Origin of the sequence: Hymenobacter sublimis (assembly GCF_023101345.1) — a bacterium.
Lineage (GTDB): Bacteria > Bacteroidota > Bacteroidia > Cytophagales > Hymenobacteraceae > Hymenobacter > Hymenobacter sublimis.
Genome location: NZ_CP095848.1, coordinates 2,828,435 through 2,845,098, shown reverse-complemented (window position 1 = coordinate 2,845,098; position 16,664 = coordinate 2,828,435). Strand labels below are relative to the sequence as shown.

Annotated in this window: 13 protein-coding genes and 1 pseudogene; 8 read left to right on the top strand and 6 right to left on the bottom strand. The window is 59.2% G+C overall.

From position 1 onward, the window contains the following. Positions 1-39: 39 nt before the first annotated feature. The 4 genes from menB to MWH26_RS11835 all read right to left on the bottom strand — a co-directional run bounded on the left by menB (position 40) and on the right by MWH26_RS11835 (position 4,892). Complete coding sequence (menB, locus tag MWH26_RS11850; RefSeq protein WP_247974456.1) at positions 40-864, bottom strand: 1,4-dihydroxy-2-naphthoyl-CoA synthase; 825 nt, start codon at positions 862-864, stop codon at positions 40-42. A gap of 97 nt (positions 865-961) precedes the next feature. Next, on the bottom strand, positions 962-2,986 hold the full coding sequence (gene menD, locus MWH26_RS11845; protein ID WP_247974455.1) for a 2-succinyl-5-enolpyruvyl-6-hydroxy-3-cyclohexene-1-carboxylic-acid synthase: 2,025 nt from the start codon (positions 2,984-2,986) through the stop codon (positions 962-964). 254 nt (positions 2,987-3,240) lie between these two features. Continuing rightward, a complete protein-coding gene (locus MWH26_RS11840; RefSeq protein ID WP_247974454.1) occupies positions 3,241-4,464 on the bottom strand; it encodes a chorismate-binding protein in 1,224 nt (407 codons plus the stop codon). Next, positions 4,461-4,892, bottom strand: coding sequence for a hotdog fold thioesterase (locus MWH26_RS11835; RefSeq protein WP_244696822.1), 432 nt, complete (start codon positions 4,890-4,892; stop codon positions 4,461-4,463). The genes MWH26_RS11840 and MWH26_RS11835 overlap by 4 nt, the downstream gene beginning before the upstream one ends. Positions 4,893-5,117: 225 nt before the next feature. Between MWH26_RS11835 and MWH26_RS11830 the strand changes: the two genes are divergently transcribed. The 6 genes from MWH26_RS11830 to MWH26_RS11805 all read left to right on the top strand — a co-directional run bounded on the left by MWH26_RS11830 (position 5,118) and on the right by MWH26_RS11805 (position 13,964). Next, the gene (locus tag MWH26_RS11830) at positions 5,118-5,744 is read left to right on the top strand and encodes a histidine phosphatase family protein (protein ID WP_247974453.1); all 627 of its coding nucleotides are present in this window, start codon (positions 5,118-5,120) and stop codon (positions 5,742-5,744) included. A gap of 634 nt (positions 5,745-6,378) precedes the next feature. Beyond that, entirely contained in the window at positions 6,379-8,127 is a 1,749-nt protein-coding gene (locus MWH26_RS11825) for a pyruvate dehydrogenase complex dihydrolipoamide acetyltransferase (protein ID WP_247974452.1), read from the top strand. 316 nt (positions 8,128-8,443) lie between these two features. Beyond that, positions 8,444-9,307, top strand: coding sequence for a bifunctional transcriptional activator/DNA repair enzyme AdaA (locus MWH26_RS11820; protein WP_247974451.1), 864 nt, complete (start codon positions 8,444-8,446; stop codon positions 9,305-9,307). A gap of 126 nt (positions 9,308-9,433) precedes the next feature. Further along, entirely contained in the window at positions 9,434-11,989 is a 2,556-nt protein-coding gene (locus tag MWH26_RS11815; protein ID WP_247974450.1) for a TonB-dependent receptor, read from the top strand. 166 nt (positions 11,990-12,155) lie between these two features. Next, on the top strand, positions 12,156-12,692 hold the full coding sequence (gene hslV, locus MWH26_RS11810; protein WP_244696817.1) for an ATP-dependent protease subunit HslV: 537 nt from the start codon (positions 12,156-12,158) through the stop codon (positions 12,690-12,692). Positions 12,693-12,992: 300 nt separating this feature from the next. Further along, a complete protein-coding gene (locus tag MWH26_RS11805) occupies positions 12,993-13,964 on the top strand; it encodes a deoxyhypusine synthase family protein (RefSeq protein ID WP_244696816.1) in 972 nt (323 codons plus the stop codon). Positions 13,965-14,108: 144 nt separating this feature from the next. Here the strand turns inward: MWH26_RS11805 and MWH26_RS11800 are convergent, their stop codons facing one another. Next, positions 14,109-15,242 carry a TlpA disulfide reductase family protein gene (locus tag MWH26_RS11800; RefSeq protein ID WP_247974449.1) on the bottom strand — a complete coding sequence of 378 codons (1,134 nt, stop codon included), beginning with the start codon at positions 15,240-15,242 and terminating at the stop codon, positions 14,109-14,111. A 74-nt stretch (positions 15,243-15,316) separates the two neighbouring features. Between MWH26_RS11800 and MWH26_RS11795 the strand changes: the two are divergent. Beyond that, positions 15,317-15,447 (top strand): annotated as a pseudogene (locus MWH26_RS11795) (deoxyhypusine synthase family protein); the annotation flags it as partial. Positions 15,448-15,507: 60 nt separating this feature from the next. On the opposite strand, the gene MWH26_RS11790 reads toward MWH26_RS11795, so the two are convergent. After that, entirely contained in the window at positions 15,508-16,080 is a 573-nt protein-coding gene (locus MWH26_RS11790; RefSeq protein ID WP_244696814.1) for a hypothetical protein, read from the bottom strand. A 168-nt stretch (positions 16,081-16,248) separates the two neighbouring features. Here MWH26_RS11790 and MWH26_RS11785 point away from each other — a divergent pair, with 168 nt between their 5' ends. After that, positions 16,249-16,578: a hypothetical protein gene (locus MWH26_RS11785; RefSeq protein WP_247974448.1), complete on the top strand. Its 330-nt coding sequence runs from the start codon at positions 16,249-16,251 to the stop codon at positions 16,576-16,578. Positions 16,579-16,664: the final 86 nt, after the last annotated feature.

Sequence of the window (16,664 nt, the reverse complement as noted above, 5' to 3'; positions counted from 1 at the left end):
CGCCGAGGATGCAGGCCGCAATAGAACCTTTCGGAAAGGTTACGGGAACTTGGGATACTTCGAGAAGTCGGGCTTGCGCTTTTCCAGGAAGGCATTTTTGCCTTCTTTGGCTTCTTCGGAGAGGTAGTACAGCAGCGTGGCGTTGCCGGCCAGCTCCTGAATTCCGGCCTGCCCGTCAAGCTCGGCGTTGAAGCTGGATTTGAGCATACGCAGGGCCAGGGGGCTCTTCTCCAGAATTTTGTTGCACCAAGCCACCGTTGTTTCTTCCAGCTGCTCCAGGGGTACTACCTTGTTTACTAGGCCCATGTCGAGGGCTTCCTGGGCATTGTACTGGTCGCAGAGAAACCAGATTTCGCGGGCCTTCTTCTGGCCTACCACGCGGGCGAGGTAGGAGGCTCCGAAGCCGCCATCAAACGACCCTACGTTGGGGCCGGTTTGACCAAAACGGGCGTTTTCGGCGGCAATGCTCAGGTCGCACACCACGTGCAGGACGTGGCCGCCCCCAATGGCCCAGCCCGCCACCATGGCTACCACGGGCTTCGGGATAGAGCGAATCTGCTTCTGCAAATCCAGCACGTTCAGGCGCGGCACGGTATCCTCGCCAACGTAGCCGCCTTCGCCCCGCACGCTCTGGTCGCCGCCCGAGCAGAACGCTTTGCCGCCTTCACCGGTGAGGATGATGACCCCAATGTCGGTGCGGTTGCGGCAGATGTCCATGGCCTCAATCATTTCCTGCACCGTGAGGGGCGTGAAGGCGTTGTGGACCTGGGGGCGGTTGATGCTAATCTTGGCAATGCCGCCAGACTGCGTGAAGAGGATTTCGCGGAACTCCTTAATCGGAGTCCAGGTAAGTTGTTCGGCCATAGAAAGTGGAATAGAAAAAGCGTCAAACATTCCTGCCATTCCTTGAGCTTCACCCGGTGGAGGCAACATGCTTAGGATGACAAGTAGTGGGAAAGCATTACGTAAACGAAGATCTCACCGCCGCGCGGTACTGTTCGAAGAACTCGGCGTTGGTAGGGCTGTCAGTGGTGATTTCAAGCAGACTCGCGCCGGATTCGGGTGCAAAGAAAACCGGTAAAGCCGATTCTAGTTCGGCGAAGGTGCGGGCCGTGTGGTAGCGCAGGTGGAAATCACGCGCCGTATTCTCGGCCGTGAGCGGCTGGCGCGTCTCAAAAAACTCCTCCAGCTCCGGCTGCTGACGAGGCCCATCAATCAGCCGGAAAATGCCGCCGGCGTGGTTATTCAGCAGTATCACGCGCAGATTGGGGGTAGGGTAGTTGTGCCAGAAAGCGTTGCGGTCGTAGAAGAACGCTACGTCGCCGGTAAGCAGCACCACCGGCCGGCCGGGTTGGGCCAGAGCGGCTCCAATGGCCGTGCTGGTGCAGCCGTCAATGCCGCTGGTGCCCCGGTTAGCGAAGACCTCGACGGTGCGGCCGGCCGGTACCCCCAAAATGTTGGCGTAGCGCACAGCCATGCTATTGGCCAGGTGCAGGGCCGTGCGGTCGGGTAGCAACTGCAGGGCTCGATAAATGGCCGTAAACTCATTGAACGGCTGATGAGGCTGCTGCATAAACTCCCGCAGGAACCCCTCGGCCCAATTTTCAGCTGCCAGCCACGGCTTGAGGTAGGCCGCCTTGGCCGACGCTACCGCCTCGCTCAGGTGCGCGCCGCTGCCCGGCCACGTGAGGCGGAAAGAGCCAGTCGGGGCCGGGGGCACCGCCACGCGCGTAACGTCTGGAACGGCAGTGTGGGTGGGCGCAGGTTCGAATCCCGGCAGCTCCACTGAGCTTGTGGAATCAACTGGAATCGAACCAGTGACCTGCTGAGTGAGAGAGGTGACGAGCGGATTCGAACTGATTCCGTAGTCAGTAGATGGATTCTGAGGATCAGCCGAGACGTTGGCTTTAGAGCCTCCGCCTGCATTACCTCTCGAAACTTCTTGACTCATTACCGCAAAAAAGTCGGCCGGTTCCATGCGCACTACCTTGGTTAGCGACTGGAACGTGTCGGCTACTGCGCCGGCCGGCTGGATGTGCCAGTGCTGGGCTGGCTTGGCGGTACGCAGGTAGAGTTTGAGGGCCTTGGAAATCAACGACTGGCCGAAAGTAATTAGCAGTTCCGGTTTCAGGGCTTGCTTCAGGCCTGGCTCCGGAACGGCCATAAATACATCCTGCCGACCGAGGGGGCGCAGGCGCTGATCGAAGTAGGGGGCGGCGGGCAGGTGCAGGTTGGCAATCAAATCACCGACAACTGGCACCTGGTAGGCGGCCGCAAACTGGCGCACTGCTAACAATAACTCGGCGTTGGCGGGGTGCTGTCCGGCTACCACCAGCACGCGGCTGGTCGTTTGAATGGCTTCGCGCAACTCGTGCAGCAAGGCCGCGGGCAGCAACGAGCGGCCGGGCAGCTCCCGGGTCACCTTCACCGGCTCAAATTGAAGTTCTTCGCCCGCTTTAGGGTAGAAGGGCTCCCGCAGCGGTACGTTGACCTGCACCGGCCCGGCCGGAAACTGCTCGGCCATTCCAATGGCCTCCGACACCAAGCGCCCGGCGTGCCAGTGCGCATCGGTGTGACTGGTATCGGCGGGGAAAGTAAACGTGCCTTTGGCGTGAGCCCCGTACAGGTCGGCCTGCCGAATGGTCTGCCCGTCGAGCTGGTCTATCCACTCCGGCGGCCGGTCGGCGGTGAAGACTACCAGCGGAATCTGCTGAAAATAGGCTTCGGCTACGGCCGGCGCGTAGTTCAGGCCCGCCGTGCCGGAGGTGCACACCAGCGCCACCGCCCGCCGTTGGGCCTGGGCCAGCCCCAGCCCGATAAAGGCCGCGGCCCGCTCGTCGGGTACCGTGCGCACCGTAATGGCTGGGTGGCGAGCAAAGGCAATGGTTAATGGAGCGCACCGGGACCCAGGCGAGAGCACCACGTCCGTAATACCGAGCTGGGCGCAGATTTCGGGAATATTATGAACGGCTTGCAGGGAAGACATAGAGTAGGGGATAGAGGCAAAAGGAAGCAACAAAGAATGCTTCAACAAGCGAAAACCAACTCAGGCAAAATGAGCTGCTAACGGAAGTGGGTGAAACGCATCGGCTTCTGGTGCGCCCGTGAAGCCGTTACGCAGAATATCACGGGCATCTCACGTGCTAACAACTGCAATGACAGCCCACTGCATGCCTTGCTCTGCAAGATGGCGTCGTGATGTACTGTCCACACAACTTTGCATAGCACCAATAGTTCAGCTCACTCATGCAGAATAGCGCCAATGGTGCGCAGCTTCAGCTCGGTTTCCTGCCACTCGCGCGCGGGGTCAGAGTCAATGGTCAGACCGGTACCGGCGTAGAGAATGGCTTCCTGGGGCCGCAACTGCAGGCAGCGCAGATTCACGTAGAGACGGGCCACGCCGGCCTCGGGTAGGTTTACGGGACCCAGGAAACCAGCGTAATAAGCCCGGTCGTAGCCTTCCTGGCGGCGCAGAAATTCCAGGGCCGGCTGCTTAGGAACCCCACCCACGGCCGGGGTAGGGTGCAGGAGGCGGAGCATATCGGTGCCCAGGGTTGGGAAAGGAACCTGGGTGAGGTGCACGGCAAAATCGGTGCGCAGGTGCAAGAGCTGGCCGGCAGCCACGGTACGCGGACCCCGCTCGTCGTACTCGCGCAGGCGTAACTGCTTGAAGCAATTCACAATGTAGCGCGCCACCATGGCGTGCTCCTCCAAATCTTTGTGGGCCCACTTGGCGGTGGCCGGTATCATGCCCGGCAGCAGCGGTTGGGTGCCAGCCAGGGCCATAGTTCGGAAAACCTGGTCCTCGGTAATTTCAGCCAGCACCTCGGGGGTAGCGCCCAGCCAGGTACCCACTCCCGGCGCACTCACCAATGACACGAACGCATTAGGGTAACGCTCCTGCAGCTCGTCGAACGCCGCCAGGGCATCAAAGCCGGCCGGCAACAGCCTGCGCACGGCCCGGCTTGATACTACCTTGTGCACGGTGCCGGCCTCAATGGCCGCCACCCCGGCCGCTACCAGCGCCTCATAGTCGGGTTGGGAGGCGGTAGCTGGTACTGGCTGGCGGCTCAGGTGCCAGGGAAGGTCGGCCGTGGGTGGGAGGGTAGCAAAGCGCTGTCGTAGCTCCGGCAACCGGGCCGCCGCCGCCGAACTCACCTGAATTTCCTCCGGATGGGCCAGATCAAAGTACAGGTCGGCGGGCAGGAAAAGCGGCGGGTTGTGGTCGGAATCCCGGAAGGGAAAAAAGGCGAATCCCGCCGGGGCTGTGGGCTCCAGAGCGGGCGGCAACCCTACGTAGGCGGAATCAACTTTTAAGCTCACGCACAACCGGGCGTGCTGGGCGCCGGGTAGGCGCCAAAGCGCTACCGGCCGGCCGCTACTCAGGGCCAGCGCTACTAGTCGCCGCCGCCGATCCGCCACGGGCAGGTTGGGCTGCCAGGAAATGCGCTGCAGGCTGCTCATGCCTGGGGCTTGGCGGCGGGTAAGTCAATCACGGCCATAGTAATGCGGCTGATGCACACCAGGGCCCCGGTTTCCTCGTGGGTAATCCGGATTTCCCACACCTGGGTACTGCGGCCCACGTGCAGGGCCGTGGCCCGGCCTACCACGTAGCCGTCGCGCACTCCTTTGATATGGTTGGCGTTGATTTCCAGCCCCACGCAGGCTTGCTTGGTTGGGTCGAGCCGGGTGGCGGCGGCCACGCTACCCAGGGTTTCGGCCAGGGCCACGGAGGCCCCGCCGTGCAGCAATCCCATGGGCTGATGGGTGCGGCCGTCCACGGGCATGCGGCCTTCTAGGTAGTCGTCGGTGAGGGCGGTTAGCTCAATGCCGAGGGCGTCGGCCAGGGTGGGGCGGGTGTTTACCCAGTGCTTTATTTGCTCCAGCGTCATGCGTAAGGAGTGAGGGTCGAAAGTAGATGGCCACTGCAGCGGCTGGCAGTAGTAAAACGAGGCTACCCCCGTGGTAGAATAACCGCTTCCAGGCGAAAAAGTAGGTGGAAAGGCTGGCTGAGCGGCCCGATGGTGGCAAAACCAGCGAAACAAGCCAGCTTAAACACATCTGTGCAAGCGAAAAGCCCGTACTTTAACGGCAGACACAGCAAAACTAGGGGGAAAGTGAGCGTCAAAAAAATATACCTCATCCGCCACGGCCAGACCGATTTCAACGTGCGCGGCATCGTGCAAGGCAGCGGCGTCGACTCCTCCCTGAACGAGGCGGGGCACCGCCAAGCCGCGCGTTTTTTCGCGGCCTACCGCCACGTGCCCTTCAATAAAGTGTATACCTCCCTGCTGCAGCGTACCCACCAGTCGGTGCGCGGCTTCCTGGAGCTAGGGCTACCCCACGAGCAGCACGCCGGCCTAAACGAAATCAGCTGGGGCGTCCGCGAGGGTACCCGCATCACACCTGAGGAAGACGAAGAGTACCACCAAGTGCTGCAGGATTGGCGAGCCGGCCGCACTACCTCCCGCCTGTTGGGCGGGGAAAGCCCCGAGGAGGTAGCGGCCCGGCAGCGCCCGGTTATTGAACTGCTAACCTCTCGGACCGAGGAGGAAAATGTGCTAGTGTGCATGCACGGCCGCGCCATGCGCGTGCTGCTCTGCCAGCTGCTGGGCTACCCCTTACGTCTGATGGACTCATTCGAGCACCACAACCTCTGCCTTTACCAACTCGATTACACCGGCTCCATGTTCACCGTGCGCAACTTCCTAGACGTGCGCCACCTGCAAGAAAATCATGCCTAGTCCAGGGCTGAGGGTAGCCGGGCTGGTTGGGTTGCTTTGCGGGTGCACTGCGGAATGTGAAGAACAACGAATGGCGGGCGCCCCGTCGAACGCTGTAACACTTGCTGTAGCGGAGGCGGATACTAACAAGGAGAGCTTTAGCTGCTATTTTCCGGAGTATTGCTATCAGCTGCTAGCGGCTCAGCCTACTGCATCTGTCAGGCATCAAACCTTGCGTGGAAAGGCATTTGTACGCTTTACCGTTGATTCTACCCTACGGATCAGCTCAACTCGCATCATGGGTGTACGTCTGATCTGGAAGAAATCGGGCAAGCCTTACATGAGTACAGGAATGCAACCAGACTCAGCGAAACTGCAACAGTTTTTGCCGCTGGTTGGGCCTGCAGTGCAGCAACTAAAAATGGTGCCTACCGCGCGTACTGATCGGAAGGGGTGTGGGGTAGAGCAATGGGTGGTGCCGGTAACTTTCAGGTGAATGATGGTCTGAGGGTCCGACGCTTTTCTGCTGCAATGCTAAGAGTGCTTGCCCAGGCGAAAATTCGCTGTTTTGAGCCCAATCGTAGAAGAGGGGCTTTAGTTTGCACCCCCAGAAATTCGGGCTAATTTTGGCCCACTCAACCCAACGAAGACGCAGATGGCCGAACTCATAAAAATGCCCAAAATGAGCGACACGATGACCGAAGGGGTCATTGCTTCGTGGCTCAAAAAAGTAGGCGACAAAGTAAAATCCGGGGATATCCTGGCCGAAGTTGAAACCGACAAGGCCACGATGGAGCTGGAAAATTACGAAGACGGCACCCTCCTGCACATCGGCCCGAAGGAAGGCGAATCCGTGCCCGTTGATGGCCTGCTGGCTATTGTTGGTAAGGAAGGCGAAGATATTTCTAGCCTGCTAAGCGGCGGCACCGCGCCGGCTCCCGCAGCGGAAGCTCCTAAGGCAGAGGCCGCTCCGGCTCCCACGCCGGCCCCTAGCCCAACTCCAGCTGCCACACCTGCTCCGGCGGCTCCGGTTGCTGCGGCTCCCGCGGGCAACGGCAAGAAGGCAACCGTTATCCGGATGCCGAAAATGAGCGACACCATGACGGAAGGCACCATTGCCTCCTGGCTTAAAAAGGTAGGCGACAAAGTGAAGTCTGGCGACGTGCTAGCCGAAGTGGAAACCGATAAGGCCACCATGGAGCTGGATAACTACGAGGACGGCACCCTGCTCTATATCGGCCCGAAAGAAGGCGAGGCCATTCCCGTGGATGGCATTCTGGCTATCATTGGGGAAGAAGGCGCCGACGTGCAGGCCCTGCTCGGTGGTCAGTCGGGCGGTAGCGCCCCGGCTCCGGCTGCGGCCGCTGATACAGCAACTGCTCCCGCAACCAGCTCGGCCCCAGCTCCGGCCGCAGAGGCTGCTCCTGCTCAAAACGGTGGCCGCATCTTCGCCTCGCCCTTGGCCAAGAGCATTGCCAAAGACAAAGGTATTGACCTGAGCACCATCAAAGGCTCGGGCGAAAATGGCCGCATCGTTTCTCGCGACCTGGAAAGCGCCCAGCCATCAGCGGCCGTAGCGCCGGCGGCACCTGCCCCGGCCGCTGCTCCTTCGCAGCCAGCCCAGGCCGCCAACACCCAGTCGGAATACATTCAGGCCGCCTTGCCCGAGCAGCCGAAAGCCGCTCCGGCCCCAGTGGCTACCCCCGCGCCAACCGCCGCCGAAGGCACCTACACCGATACGCCAGTATCGCAGATGCGCAAGGTGATTGCCCGCCGTCTGTCGGAAAGCCTGTTCACGGCCCCGCATTTCTATCTGACGATGGAAATCCTAATGGACCGCGCCATGGAGGTTCGCACCCAGCTCAATGCCCTGTCGCCGGTGAAGCTGTCGTTCAACGACTTGGTTATCAAGGCTGCCGCTGTGGCCCTGAAGCAGCACCCCGCCGTAAACTCTTCTTGGCTCGGCGACAAAATCCGCCAGAACAAGGTGGTAAACATTGGGGTAGCCGTGGCCGTGGATGAAGGCCTGCTGGTGCCCGTAGTGCGCAACGCCGATGGCAAAGGTCTGTCGACTATTGCTACTGAGGTGAAAGAGCTGGCCGGCAAAGCCAAGAGCAAAAAGCTGCAGCCGAGCGAGTGGGAAGGTAGTACCTTCACCATTTCCAACCTGGGCATGTTCGGCATCGATGAATTCACGGCCATCATTAACCCCCCGGATGCCTGCATTCTGGCCGTAGGTGGCATCAAGCAAACAGCCGTAGTAAAAGACGGCCAGCTGGCCATTGGCAACGTGATGAAGGTAACCTTGAGCTGCGACCATCGGGTAGTAGACGGGGCCACCGGCGCCGCTTTCCTCCAGACGCTCAAGAGCCTGCTGGAAGACCCCATGCGCATGCTCATCTGATAACTCCAGCTAGAAGTAGAATAGAAAAGCCGGCCCATTAGGGCCGGCTTTTTTGTTGCAGAGGTGGGAAATGGTTTGCCAAACGGCCGTAGAGACGCGACACTTCGCGTCTCCTTATTGAACGGTCGGGGCTGCACCGTTAGGATAAACAACCTTAGCAACGAATGAGACGCGAAGTGTCGCGTCTCTACAGCCGTGCTAGTGCGGCACGGTACCTAGGCCTAACCCGTTCCGCTCCGTGCAACTGCGCAAGATTCGGATTGAGGCCGACTACAACCGGCGGTACTTTTGAGGAAACCCTACCTCCTTCCTTCTTATGCAACTTACGCAAGCTGAGCTGGATTACGCCCGCGTGGAGCAGGCCATTGGCTACATTGCCGCCCACTTCACCGCGCAGCCTTCCCTGCACGACATTGCCGCGCACGTACACCTGAGCCCGTTCCACTTCAACCGGCTGTTTACGCGCTGGGCGGGCACGAGTCCGCAGCGGTTTTTGCGGTTCCTGACCAAGGAATACGCCCGGCAGGTACTCTTGGAGTCGGGAGACATGCTGGCCGCTACCTACCAGGCGGGCCTGTCGGGCTCCAGCCGCCTGCACGATTTGTTTGTGACCTATGAGGCCATGACGCCGGCCGAGTACCGCGCCCAGGCCGCCGGGCTGGTCATTCGCTACGGCTTTCACCCCACGCCCTTCGGCGAGTGTCTGCTCAGCCTCACGGAGCGGGGCATCTGCGGTCTAACGTTTCAATCGGCAACTGAGCGAGAAACGGCCCTTACGCAGTTGCGGACTACCTGGCCCGGCGCCACTCTACTGGCCGACGAACCCGAAACGGCGGCCGTGGCGGCCTCGCTTTTCCAGGTGCCCGGCCCCACAGCTGCCCGGCCGCTACCCCTGCTGCTGAAAGGCACCAACTTCCAGATAAAGGTGTGGGAGGCGCTGCTGCGCATTCCGGCCGGTGCCGTGGTATCGTACCGGCACATTGCGGCGGCTCTGGGGCAGCCGGGCGCCAGCCAAGCGGTAGGCGGGGCAGTGGGTGCAAACCTAATTGGCTACCTGATTCCCTGCCACCGCGTTATTCAGCAGCACGGCGGACCGGGCGGTTACCGCTGGGGTAGCGCCCGCAAACAAGCGCTGCTGGCCTGGGAAGCGGCGCGCTCGGAGCCGGTTTCCCTTGGCTGAGCGGAGCGGGGGAAGTAGCAGGCCACGCCGTTATCGGCAAATATTTATTGCAAAAACCCTATACTTACCGGCGGTGGGAGCTACGCCGGCGGCACCCGATTGTGAATCGTTCAATCGAGCAAGGGTATGAAGCAGACTATACTGGCAGTAACGCTGTGTTTGGCCAGCGTTGGCGCTTTCGCGCAAGGGCAGACCATTTCAGGGCAAATAACAGACAGCGCGGGCAAGCCCGTGATTGGGGCCACCGTAGTAGAAAAAGGCACCAACAACGGTACGGCTACCGGCAACGACGGCCGCTTTACGCTACAGGCCCGCACTGCTACCCCGCGCCTGCAAATCAGTTCCATCGGGTACGCCACGCAGGAAGTGGATGCCGCCGGCGGCCAGGTAAGCATCCGGCTGACCGACGCTACTACGGGCCTCGGCGAAGTGCAGGTAGTGGGCTCCCGCAGCCAGAACCGCTCCGTCACTGATTCGCCCTCGCCGGTGGACATTATCGACTTGCGGGAGGTAACCACCAAAACCGGTCAGCTCGACGTAAACCAGCTGCTGCAGTTTGTGGCGCCCTCCTTCAACTCCAACCGCCAAACCGGCTCGGATGGTGCCGACCACGTGGACCCCGCCACCCTGCGCGGCCTCGGCCCCGACCAAACCCTGGTACTAGTAAACGGCAAGCGTCAGCACCAATCGGCGCTGGTGAACCTGTTTGGTACCCGCGGCCGCGGCAACACCGGCACCGATTTGAACGTGATACCGGCCGCCAGCATCGAGCGGATTGAGATTCTGCGCGACGGCGCCTCGGCCCAGTACGGCTCCGATGCCATTGCCGGCGTCATCAACATCGTGCTGAAAAGCTCGGTGAAGGAGTTGACTGCCAACGTGAACTACGGAGCCTACGACGCCAAATACCGTTTCGACGACGAGAACTTCGACGGCGGCAACTTCAACGCCAACCTTAATTACGGGGTTGGGCTGGGGCAGAAGGGTAGCTTCGTGAATGCCACCGTCGACTACAACCTGCGTGAGCACACCCAACGGGCCAATGTACCCAACGCCGATGGCCTGGCCCGCCGCGAGTACGGCGACCCGGAAATTCGTAACCTCTCGGCCTACCTCAACTCCCGGTTTGCCCTCAATGACCGGTCGTACTTCTACGTGTTCGGGGGCGGCAACAAGCGCCGGGGCGACGCCTACGCCTGGACCCGCTTTGCCGACGACGACCGGAACGTGCCCGCCATCTACCCCAACGGCTTCGACCCCATCATCAGCAGCGACATTTGGGATGCCTCGGCGGTAGCGGGGCTGCGCACGGCCCTGGGCGAGTGGGAGCTGGATGTGAGTAACAACTTCGGCTCCAACCGCTTCGAGTACGGGGTCAAGAACACGCTTAATTCCTCCTTGGGCGCTAGCTCGCCTACCTCCTTCAACGCCGGTGGGTTTCAGCTCCAGCAGAACGTGGTAAACCTGGGTCTGACGCGCAACTACAAAACCGTGCTGCAGGGCCTGAACGTGGCCGCCGGGGCCGAGTGGCGCCGCGAGTGGTACTCGCTGTTTGCGGGCGAAGAAGCTTCTTACGCCAATTACGACCCCCAATCCGGGGCGGCCAGCGGCTCCCAGGGCTTTCCCGGCTACCAGCCCACCGATGCCATTAAGGCCCAGCGCGACAACGTAGCGGCCTACGCCGATGCCGAACTAAGCGTAACCCAGCGCTGGCTGCTGGCCGGGGCCCTACGCTACGAGCACTACTCCGACTTCGGCAGCACGCTCAACTACAAGCTAGCTACCCGCTTCAACCTCACGGAGTTCCTGACCCTGCGCGGCACGTACAGCACCGGCTTCCGGGCGCCCTCCCTGGCTCAGGTAAACTTCAACTCTACCTTCACCAACTTCATCAATGGCGAGCCGGTGGAGGTGCTGCTGGCCCGCAACAACAGCGCTGTAACCCAGAAACTGGGCGTGCCCAGCCTCCAGCAGGAAACCTCCAACAACGCCAACATCGGCCTCACCAGCCGCATCGGTTCCTCCCTGAGCTTGACCCTGGACGGCTACTACATCAAGGTGAAAGACCGGGTAGTGCTCACTAGCCAGTTCTCCGCCGACGACCCCGTTATCGGCCCCGATTTGCAGGCCCTGAACGTGGACCAGGCCCAGTTCTTCGCCAACGCCGCCGACACCCGCTCCCTAGGCCTCGACGTGGTGCTGAGCCACACGCTACCCCTGGGCACCGGTCGGCTGAATTCCACGCTGGCGGCCAACGTCAACAACCTGAAAATTGACCGGGTGCGTACCTCAGGCCGGCTGGCGGGGAGGGAAGAAGAGTTTTTCGGGGCTCGGGAGCAGGCCTTCGTGAAAGCCTCAGCGCCGCCCTCCAAAATCAACCTGACCTTCGACTACCAGCTCGGTCGGTTTGGGGCCTTGCTGCGCTTTGTGCGGTTTGATAAGATTACGCTCATCGACTGGGACGGCGCCTCGATGGAGTATGACTCGCGCATCACCACCGACCTAACCCTGAACTACGCGCTAACCAACCACTTGCAGTTCATTGTGGGTAGCGCTAATCTGCTAAACCGCTACCCCACCTTGTTCGATCCGCAGCGCACGGAAACCGGCGGGGCCTGGGACCCGGTGCAGATGGGCTCGAACGGCCGGTTTTACTTTGCTAAATTGCAGGCCCGTTTCTGAGTTGGTGCCAGCCCTATCATCGTCTGTCATCCTGACGAAGGAAGGACCTTATCACGCCAGTGCGGTTGCCGTTGTTACGGTCCGGGCCAGCAGGGTAAGGTCCTTGCTTCGTCAGGATGACAGATGTTTTCAGCCGGCACTGCCCACTAAAAACTGCTTATTTGATATGAGAATCCGCTCCACTACCGTCCTGGGTGTGCGCCACAACGGCGAAATTGCCCTCGGCGCCGACGGCCAGGCCACCATGGACAAGCACGTGGCCAAGAGCAACGTGCGCAAGGTGCGCAAGCTCCACGACGGCAAAGTGGTAACCGGCTTTGCCGGTTCCACCGCCGATGCCTTCATGCTGCTCGATAAGTTTGAGGAGAAGCTGGGTAGCTACAACGGCCAGCTGCGCCGCGCCGCCATTGAGCTGGCCAAGGAGTGGCGCAAAGACCAGTACCTGCGCAAGCTGGAAGCCATGATGGTAGTAGCCGACAAGGATGAGCTGCTCATTATTGCCGGCACCGGCGACGTGCTGGAGCCCGACTCCGACGTAGCCGCCATCGGCTCCGGCGCCATGTACGCCCAGGCCGCCGCCCTGGCCCTGAAAAAGCACGCCCCCCACCTCACGGCCCGCCAGATGGTAGAGGATGCCCTGCACATTGCCGCCGATATCTGCATCTATACCAACCACAACCTGATGATTGAGCAGCCCAGCTAGAACTACTTTTTTCTAGTTCCCCTCCTCAGATGAGGAGGGGTTAGGGGTGGTTGAAACCGCAGAACGATAACTAGAGCTAGTTTCTCGCCCTAGTTTTTAACCACCCCCAACCCTTCCTTTCCAAGGAGGGGAGCCTAATACCAGCTTAGTCGTACCGGGCTGTCTACCCCTGCTTTTGTGAGCAACCCAGCCGCAATGGTACCTTATGCAGAATCTTCGATACAGGACTGCCGTATTGAACGATTCTACCCTCTTTTTTGATAGAACACCGAACCCCACTACCTCTGAACCTACGATTCGATGAACGTAACGAACTTCCTCAAGCACCACTACCGCCACTTCAACGCCGCTGCTCTGATTGATGCCGCCGAAGGCTACAACAAGCACCTCGCGGAAGGGGGCAAGATGATGATTACCCTAGCCGGCGCCATGAGCACCGCCGAAATGGGCATCCAACTGGCCGAGCTCATTCGCCAGGACAAGGTGCAAATCATCAGCTGCACGGGTGCCAACCTGGAAGAGGATATCTTCAACCTGGTAGCTCACGACTTTTACGAGCGGGTACCCAACTACCGCGACCTGACGGCCGCCGACGAGCAGGCCCTGCTGGAGCGCCACATGAACCGCGTAACCGATACCTGCATTCCGGAAGAGGAAGCCATGCGCCGCCTGGAGCACTCGGTGCTCAAGTTCTGGGAGCAGGCTGATAAGGCCGGCGAGCGGTACTTCCCCCACGAGTTCTTCTACCAGATCCTGAAGTCGGGTGAGTTGGAGCAGTACTACCAGATTGACCCCAAGGACTCCTGGATGCTGGCTGCTGCCGAGAAAAACCTGCCCATCATCTGCCCCGGTTGGGAAGACTCCACGCTGGGCAACATCTTCGCCGGCCACGTTATTTCCGGCGACATCAAGAACGTGCACACTGTGCGCACCGGCATTGAGTACATGATTTACCTGGCCGAGTGGTACACCAACCAGGCTACCGAGGAAAGCAAAGTAGGCTTCTTCCAGATTGGCGGCGGCATTGCCGGCGACTTCCCCATCTGCGTAGTGCCCATGCTGCACCAGGATCTGCAGCGCACCTCGGTGCCGCTGTGGGGCTACTTCTGCCAGATTTCGGATTCGACGACTTCCTACGGTTCTTACTCCGGCGCCGTACCGAACGAGAAAATCACCTGGGGTAAGCTGGGCCAGGACACGCCCAAATTCATCATCGAGTCGGATGCTACCATCGTGGCCCCATTGGTGTTTGCTATGGTGCTAGGCCAGTAATTGGCTGCCTAGATAGCCTATAAGAAAAAGCCTGCCGCTGAAGCTTCAGCGGCAGGCTTTTGGGTTTTATTATCCAGCACTAATAAGAAATACTTTCTGCTTCTCAAGGACTAACTTCCGGCGTTGGCTGTTTTAGCTGACTTCCTATTTCACTAGCCGCGTCAGTGCCTTGGACAGCGCGTCGCCTCGTAGGTTCATGGCTATGATTCTACCAGTTGGGTCTACTAAGAAATTCTGCGGAATAGCTTGGATGAAATAGGCGCGGGCAGTCTGGCCCTCCCAGCCCTTCAGATCGGCTACTTGTGTCCAGGGTAGCTGATCATCCTGAATAGCTTTCACCCATTTTGCCCGGTCCCTGGCCTCATCGAGTGACACGCCGAGCACGTCGAAGTTCTTGTCTTTAAACGTGTGGTAGGCTTTCGCCAGGTTTGGGTTTTCCGCGCGGCACGGGCCGCACCAACTGGCCCAAAAGTCGACCAACACGTATTTGCCGCGGTAGTTCGTGAGCGAAACTTGACGACCATCTGGCGTAGCTTGGGTGAAATTTGGGGCCATTTGTCCCACCTGCAACTCTATCTCAGGCTTAATGCCCAGCGTGTTTTGCTGAATTGTCGTCCGGATTTCCTCGGCTCGCGGGCTATTGAACGCAGCGGGTGACAGGGTAGGAAGCAAAGCCATCACCAGCGCGGTGTGTGTGGGGTCCTTGCTGATACTGTTCAATACGTACAGACTGATGGGCGACGTGGGGTGGGCGCGGACGAAAATAGAATCCAGACGGGTGCGTTCCCGCAGTAAAGCCGTGCGCTGTGCCTGCAGGTCCTGCCGGAACGCCGGCAACTGCTGCTCTGGCGTTCCGGCCCGCAGCGCTTTTTCCAGCACATTCAGTTGCCGAACAATCGGTTCTGCTGCAAACCATATCTCCCGCCAGGCATCTGTGAGCGGTGTGCCGCCCACTTGCGCGTTCTTGAGCGAATCGGGGCTAGTGAAGATGAGCGTACCTAGTTCAAGGTAAAAAACTGCCTTATGATCCGACATATCGTCCATATTCCGCCGCATGGAGAGCAATCCTTTAGTGGGTTCGTCCACGGTGCCCTTCAGTTCGAAGCGCCCTCCCTTTACCACCGCAGAATCTAACATCCTCCCGCTGCGCAAATAAACGTAGGTAGGCTTGCCGCTGTACGTAGTTGGACCCAGGCGGCCCTTCAGCATGAAGGGGACAGACGGTTGCGCAGCGGCCAAGCCCGGCACCAGCAGCAGAAGAAGCAGGTAGTTCTTCATGGGTAGTGGGTATTGAAATTGATTTTTAATTATAATACTCAAATAAAAATTTGGCGCTAGTAACATAACAGGTCTCGTACGGCTTCTGCTCCGGTGCTGTGCCCAACGGGAAAATCACCAGGGCTAGGACACGCCCAAGTTCATCATCGAGTCAGATGCTACCATTGTGGCCCCGTTGGTGTTTGCCATGGTGTTGGGCCAGTAATTGGCTGCATAGCTCTTAGTAAAAAGCCCGCCGCTGGATTCAGCGGCGGGCTTTTTCATTTCAGTGAGTCAGATGCTCATCAATGAAAGATTGAATGAGTGTGTCGTCCAGGTCGTAACGGGCGGGGGCACCTGCTGTAATATTATTAATACGATTCCAACTGGGCCGGAGGTCCTCCCACCGCTGCTTAATATGGCGTAACTCTGCCGGAGTAGTCACGAAAGACTGCTCATCGAGCACTGTTAGAACGTGCTGTTGCACTTCCCAGTTATTTCCTGCTGCCTCAAATACTATTTCAAATAGCTCAACCAGTTTTTTGCGGCAGTTTAATGCCTGCAGGGCATAGACTAATGTACCTCGATTTTGAAGGTTAGCCGGGTTTTTTATTGCTTTTAATAAAGGTATTACGGCATGATTAAACCGATTTTCACGGAATACAATAGCCACCGCATTTCGGACCTGAGCATTTTCATGCACCAATAAATCGAGCAAGAATCGACGGTTTCGGCGCTGCGTGGTTTTGTGAAATCTGCCCCCAAAATGGAATAGACGATAACAGGCGTTTCGTGCTTCATTCCGATCCGCAGAGAAAACCGCAGATTTTAAGTAAGTAAGCCGGTCTTTCTTCGACATGTAGGAAAATACCTGGATTGGGAAGTCTGACAAGATAACAGACTCACCGCTGGTCGTAAATATGAAGCTGCCTTATCCTCAACACCTAGCCCTGCCGTACTACCTCTTAGTATCGGCAAAGGCACTATTTCTACCTTGCCGACATCATCCCAGCTCTATGCTTCCGCTATGCCTCTTGACCCCGCCAGCTTCCTGCAACACGCCGCCTCCGACGAGAAAACGACCGTCTATACCAAGGCTACGGACGGTAGTATGCAGGAGCATCCGGCCCTGCTCATTGCCCAAACTAAAACGCAGAAGCTATTCATTACCCTAGAAAAGCGGCGACGCTACGTGACGCACACGCAGGTACCGGGCTCCAACGATGTAGAAATCGACTTTCTGCAGGACTACGAAGAAGTAGAGGCCCTGATGGAAGATGCTGGCCTAGATGGTATTCACGACGGGGAACAGGGTATCGTGTACCACAACCTGCTATTTCTGTTAATGAACCCGTGAGCGACGGAATAAGGCAACCGGGTAGTGTCATGGCTAGGGGCACGAAGTCGTCCTTCCTCTCCATGCCAAACACCCGATAATGTAAC

Excerpts from the sequence above, each read along its gene's own strand:
- MWH26_RS11840 (WP_247974454.1), bottom strand. The coding sequence starts at position 4,464 with ATGAGCAGCCTGCAGCGCATTTCCTGGCAGCCCAACCTGCCCGTGGCG.
- hslV (WP_244696817.1), top strand. The coding sequence starts at position 12,156 with ATGAGAATCCGCTCCACTACCGTCCTGGGTGTGCGCCACAACGGCGAA.
- menD (WP_247974455.1), bottom strand. The coding sequence starts at position 2,986 with ATGTCTTCCCTGCAAGCCGTTCATAATATTCCCGAAATCTGCGCCCAG.
- MWH26_RS11835 (WP_244696822.1), bottom strand. The coding sequence starts at position 4,892 with ATGACGCTGGAGCAAATAAAGCACTGGGTAAACACCCGCCCCACCCTG.
- menB (WP_247974456.1), bottom strand. The coding sequence starts at position 864 with ATGGCCGAACAACTTACCTGGACTCCGATTAAGGAGTTCCGCGAAATC.
- MWH26_RS11805 (WP_244696816.1), top strand. The coding sequence starts at position 12,993 with ATGAACGTAACGAACTTCCTCAAGCACCACTACCGCCACTTCAACGCC.
- MWH26_RS11785 (WP_247974448.1), top strand. The coding sequence starts at position 16,249 with ATGCCTCTTGACCCCGCCAGCTTCCTGCAACACGCCGCCTCCGACGAG.
- MWH26_RS11815 (WP_247974450.1), top strand. The coding sequence starts at position 9,434 with ATGAAGCAGACTATACTGGCAGTAACGCTGTGTTTGGCCAGCGTTGGC.
- MWH26_RS11820 (WP_247974451.1), top strand. The coding sequence starts at position 8,444 with ATGCAACTTACGCAAGCTGAGCTGGATTACGCCCGCGTGGAGCAGGCC.
- MWH26_RS11800 (WP_247974449.1), bottom strand. The coding sequence starts at position 15,242 with ATGAAGAACTACCTGCTTCTTCTGCTGCTGGTGCCGGGCTTGGCCGCT.
- MWH26_RS11825 (WP_247974452.1), top strand. The coding sequence starts at position 6,379 with ATGGCCGAACTCATAAAAATGCCCAAAATGAGCGACACGATGACCGAA.
- MWH26_RS11790 (WP_244696814.1), bottom strand. The coding sequence starts at position 16,080 with ATGTCGAAGAAAGACCGGCTTACTTACTTAAAATCTGCGGTTTTCTCT.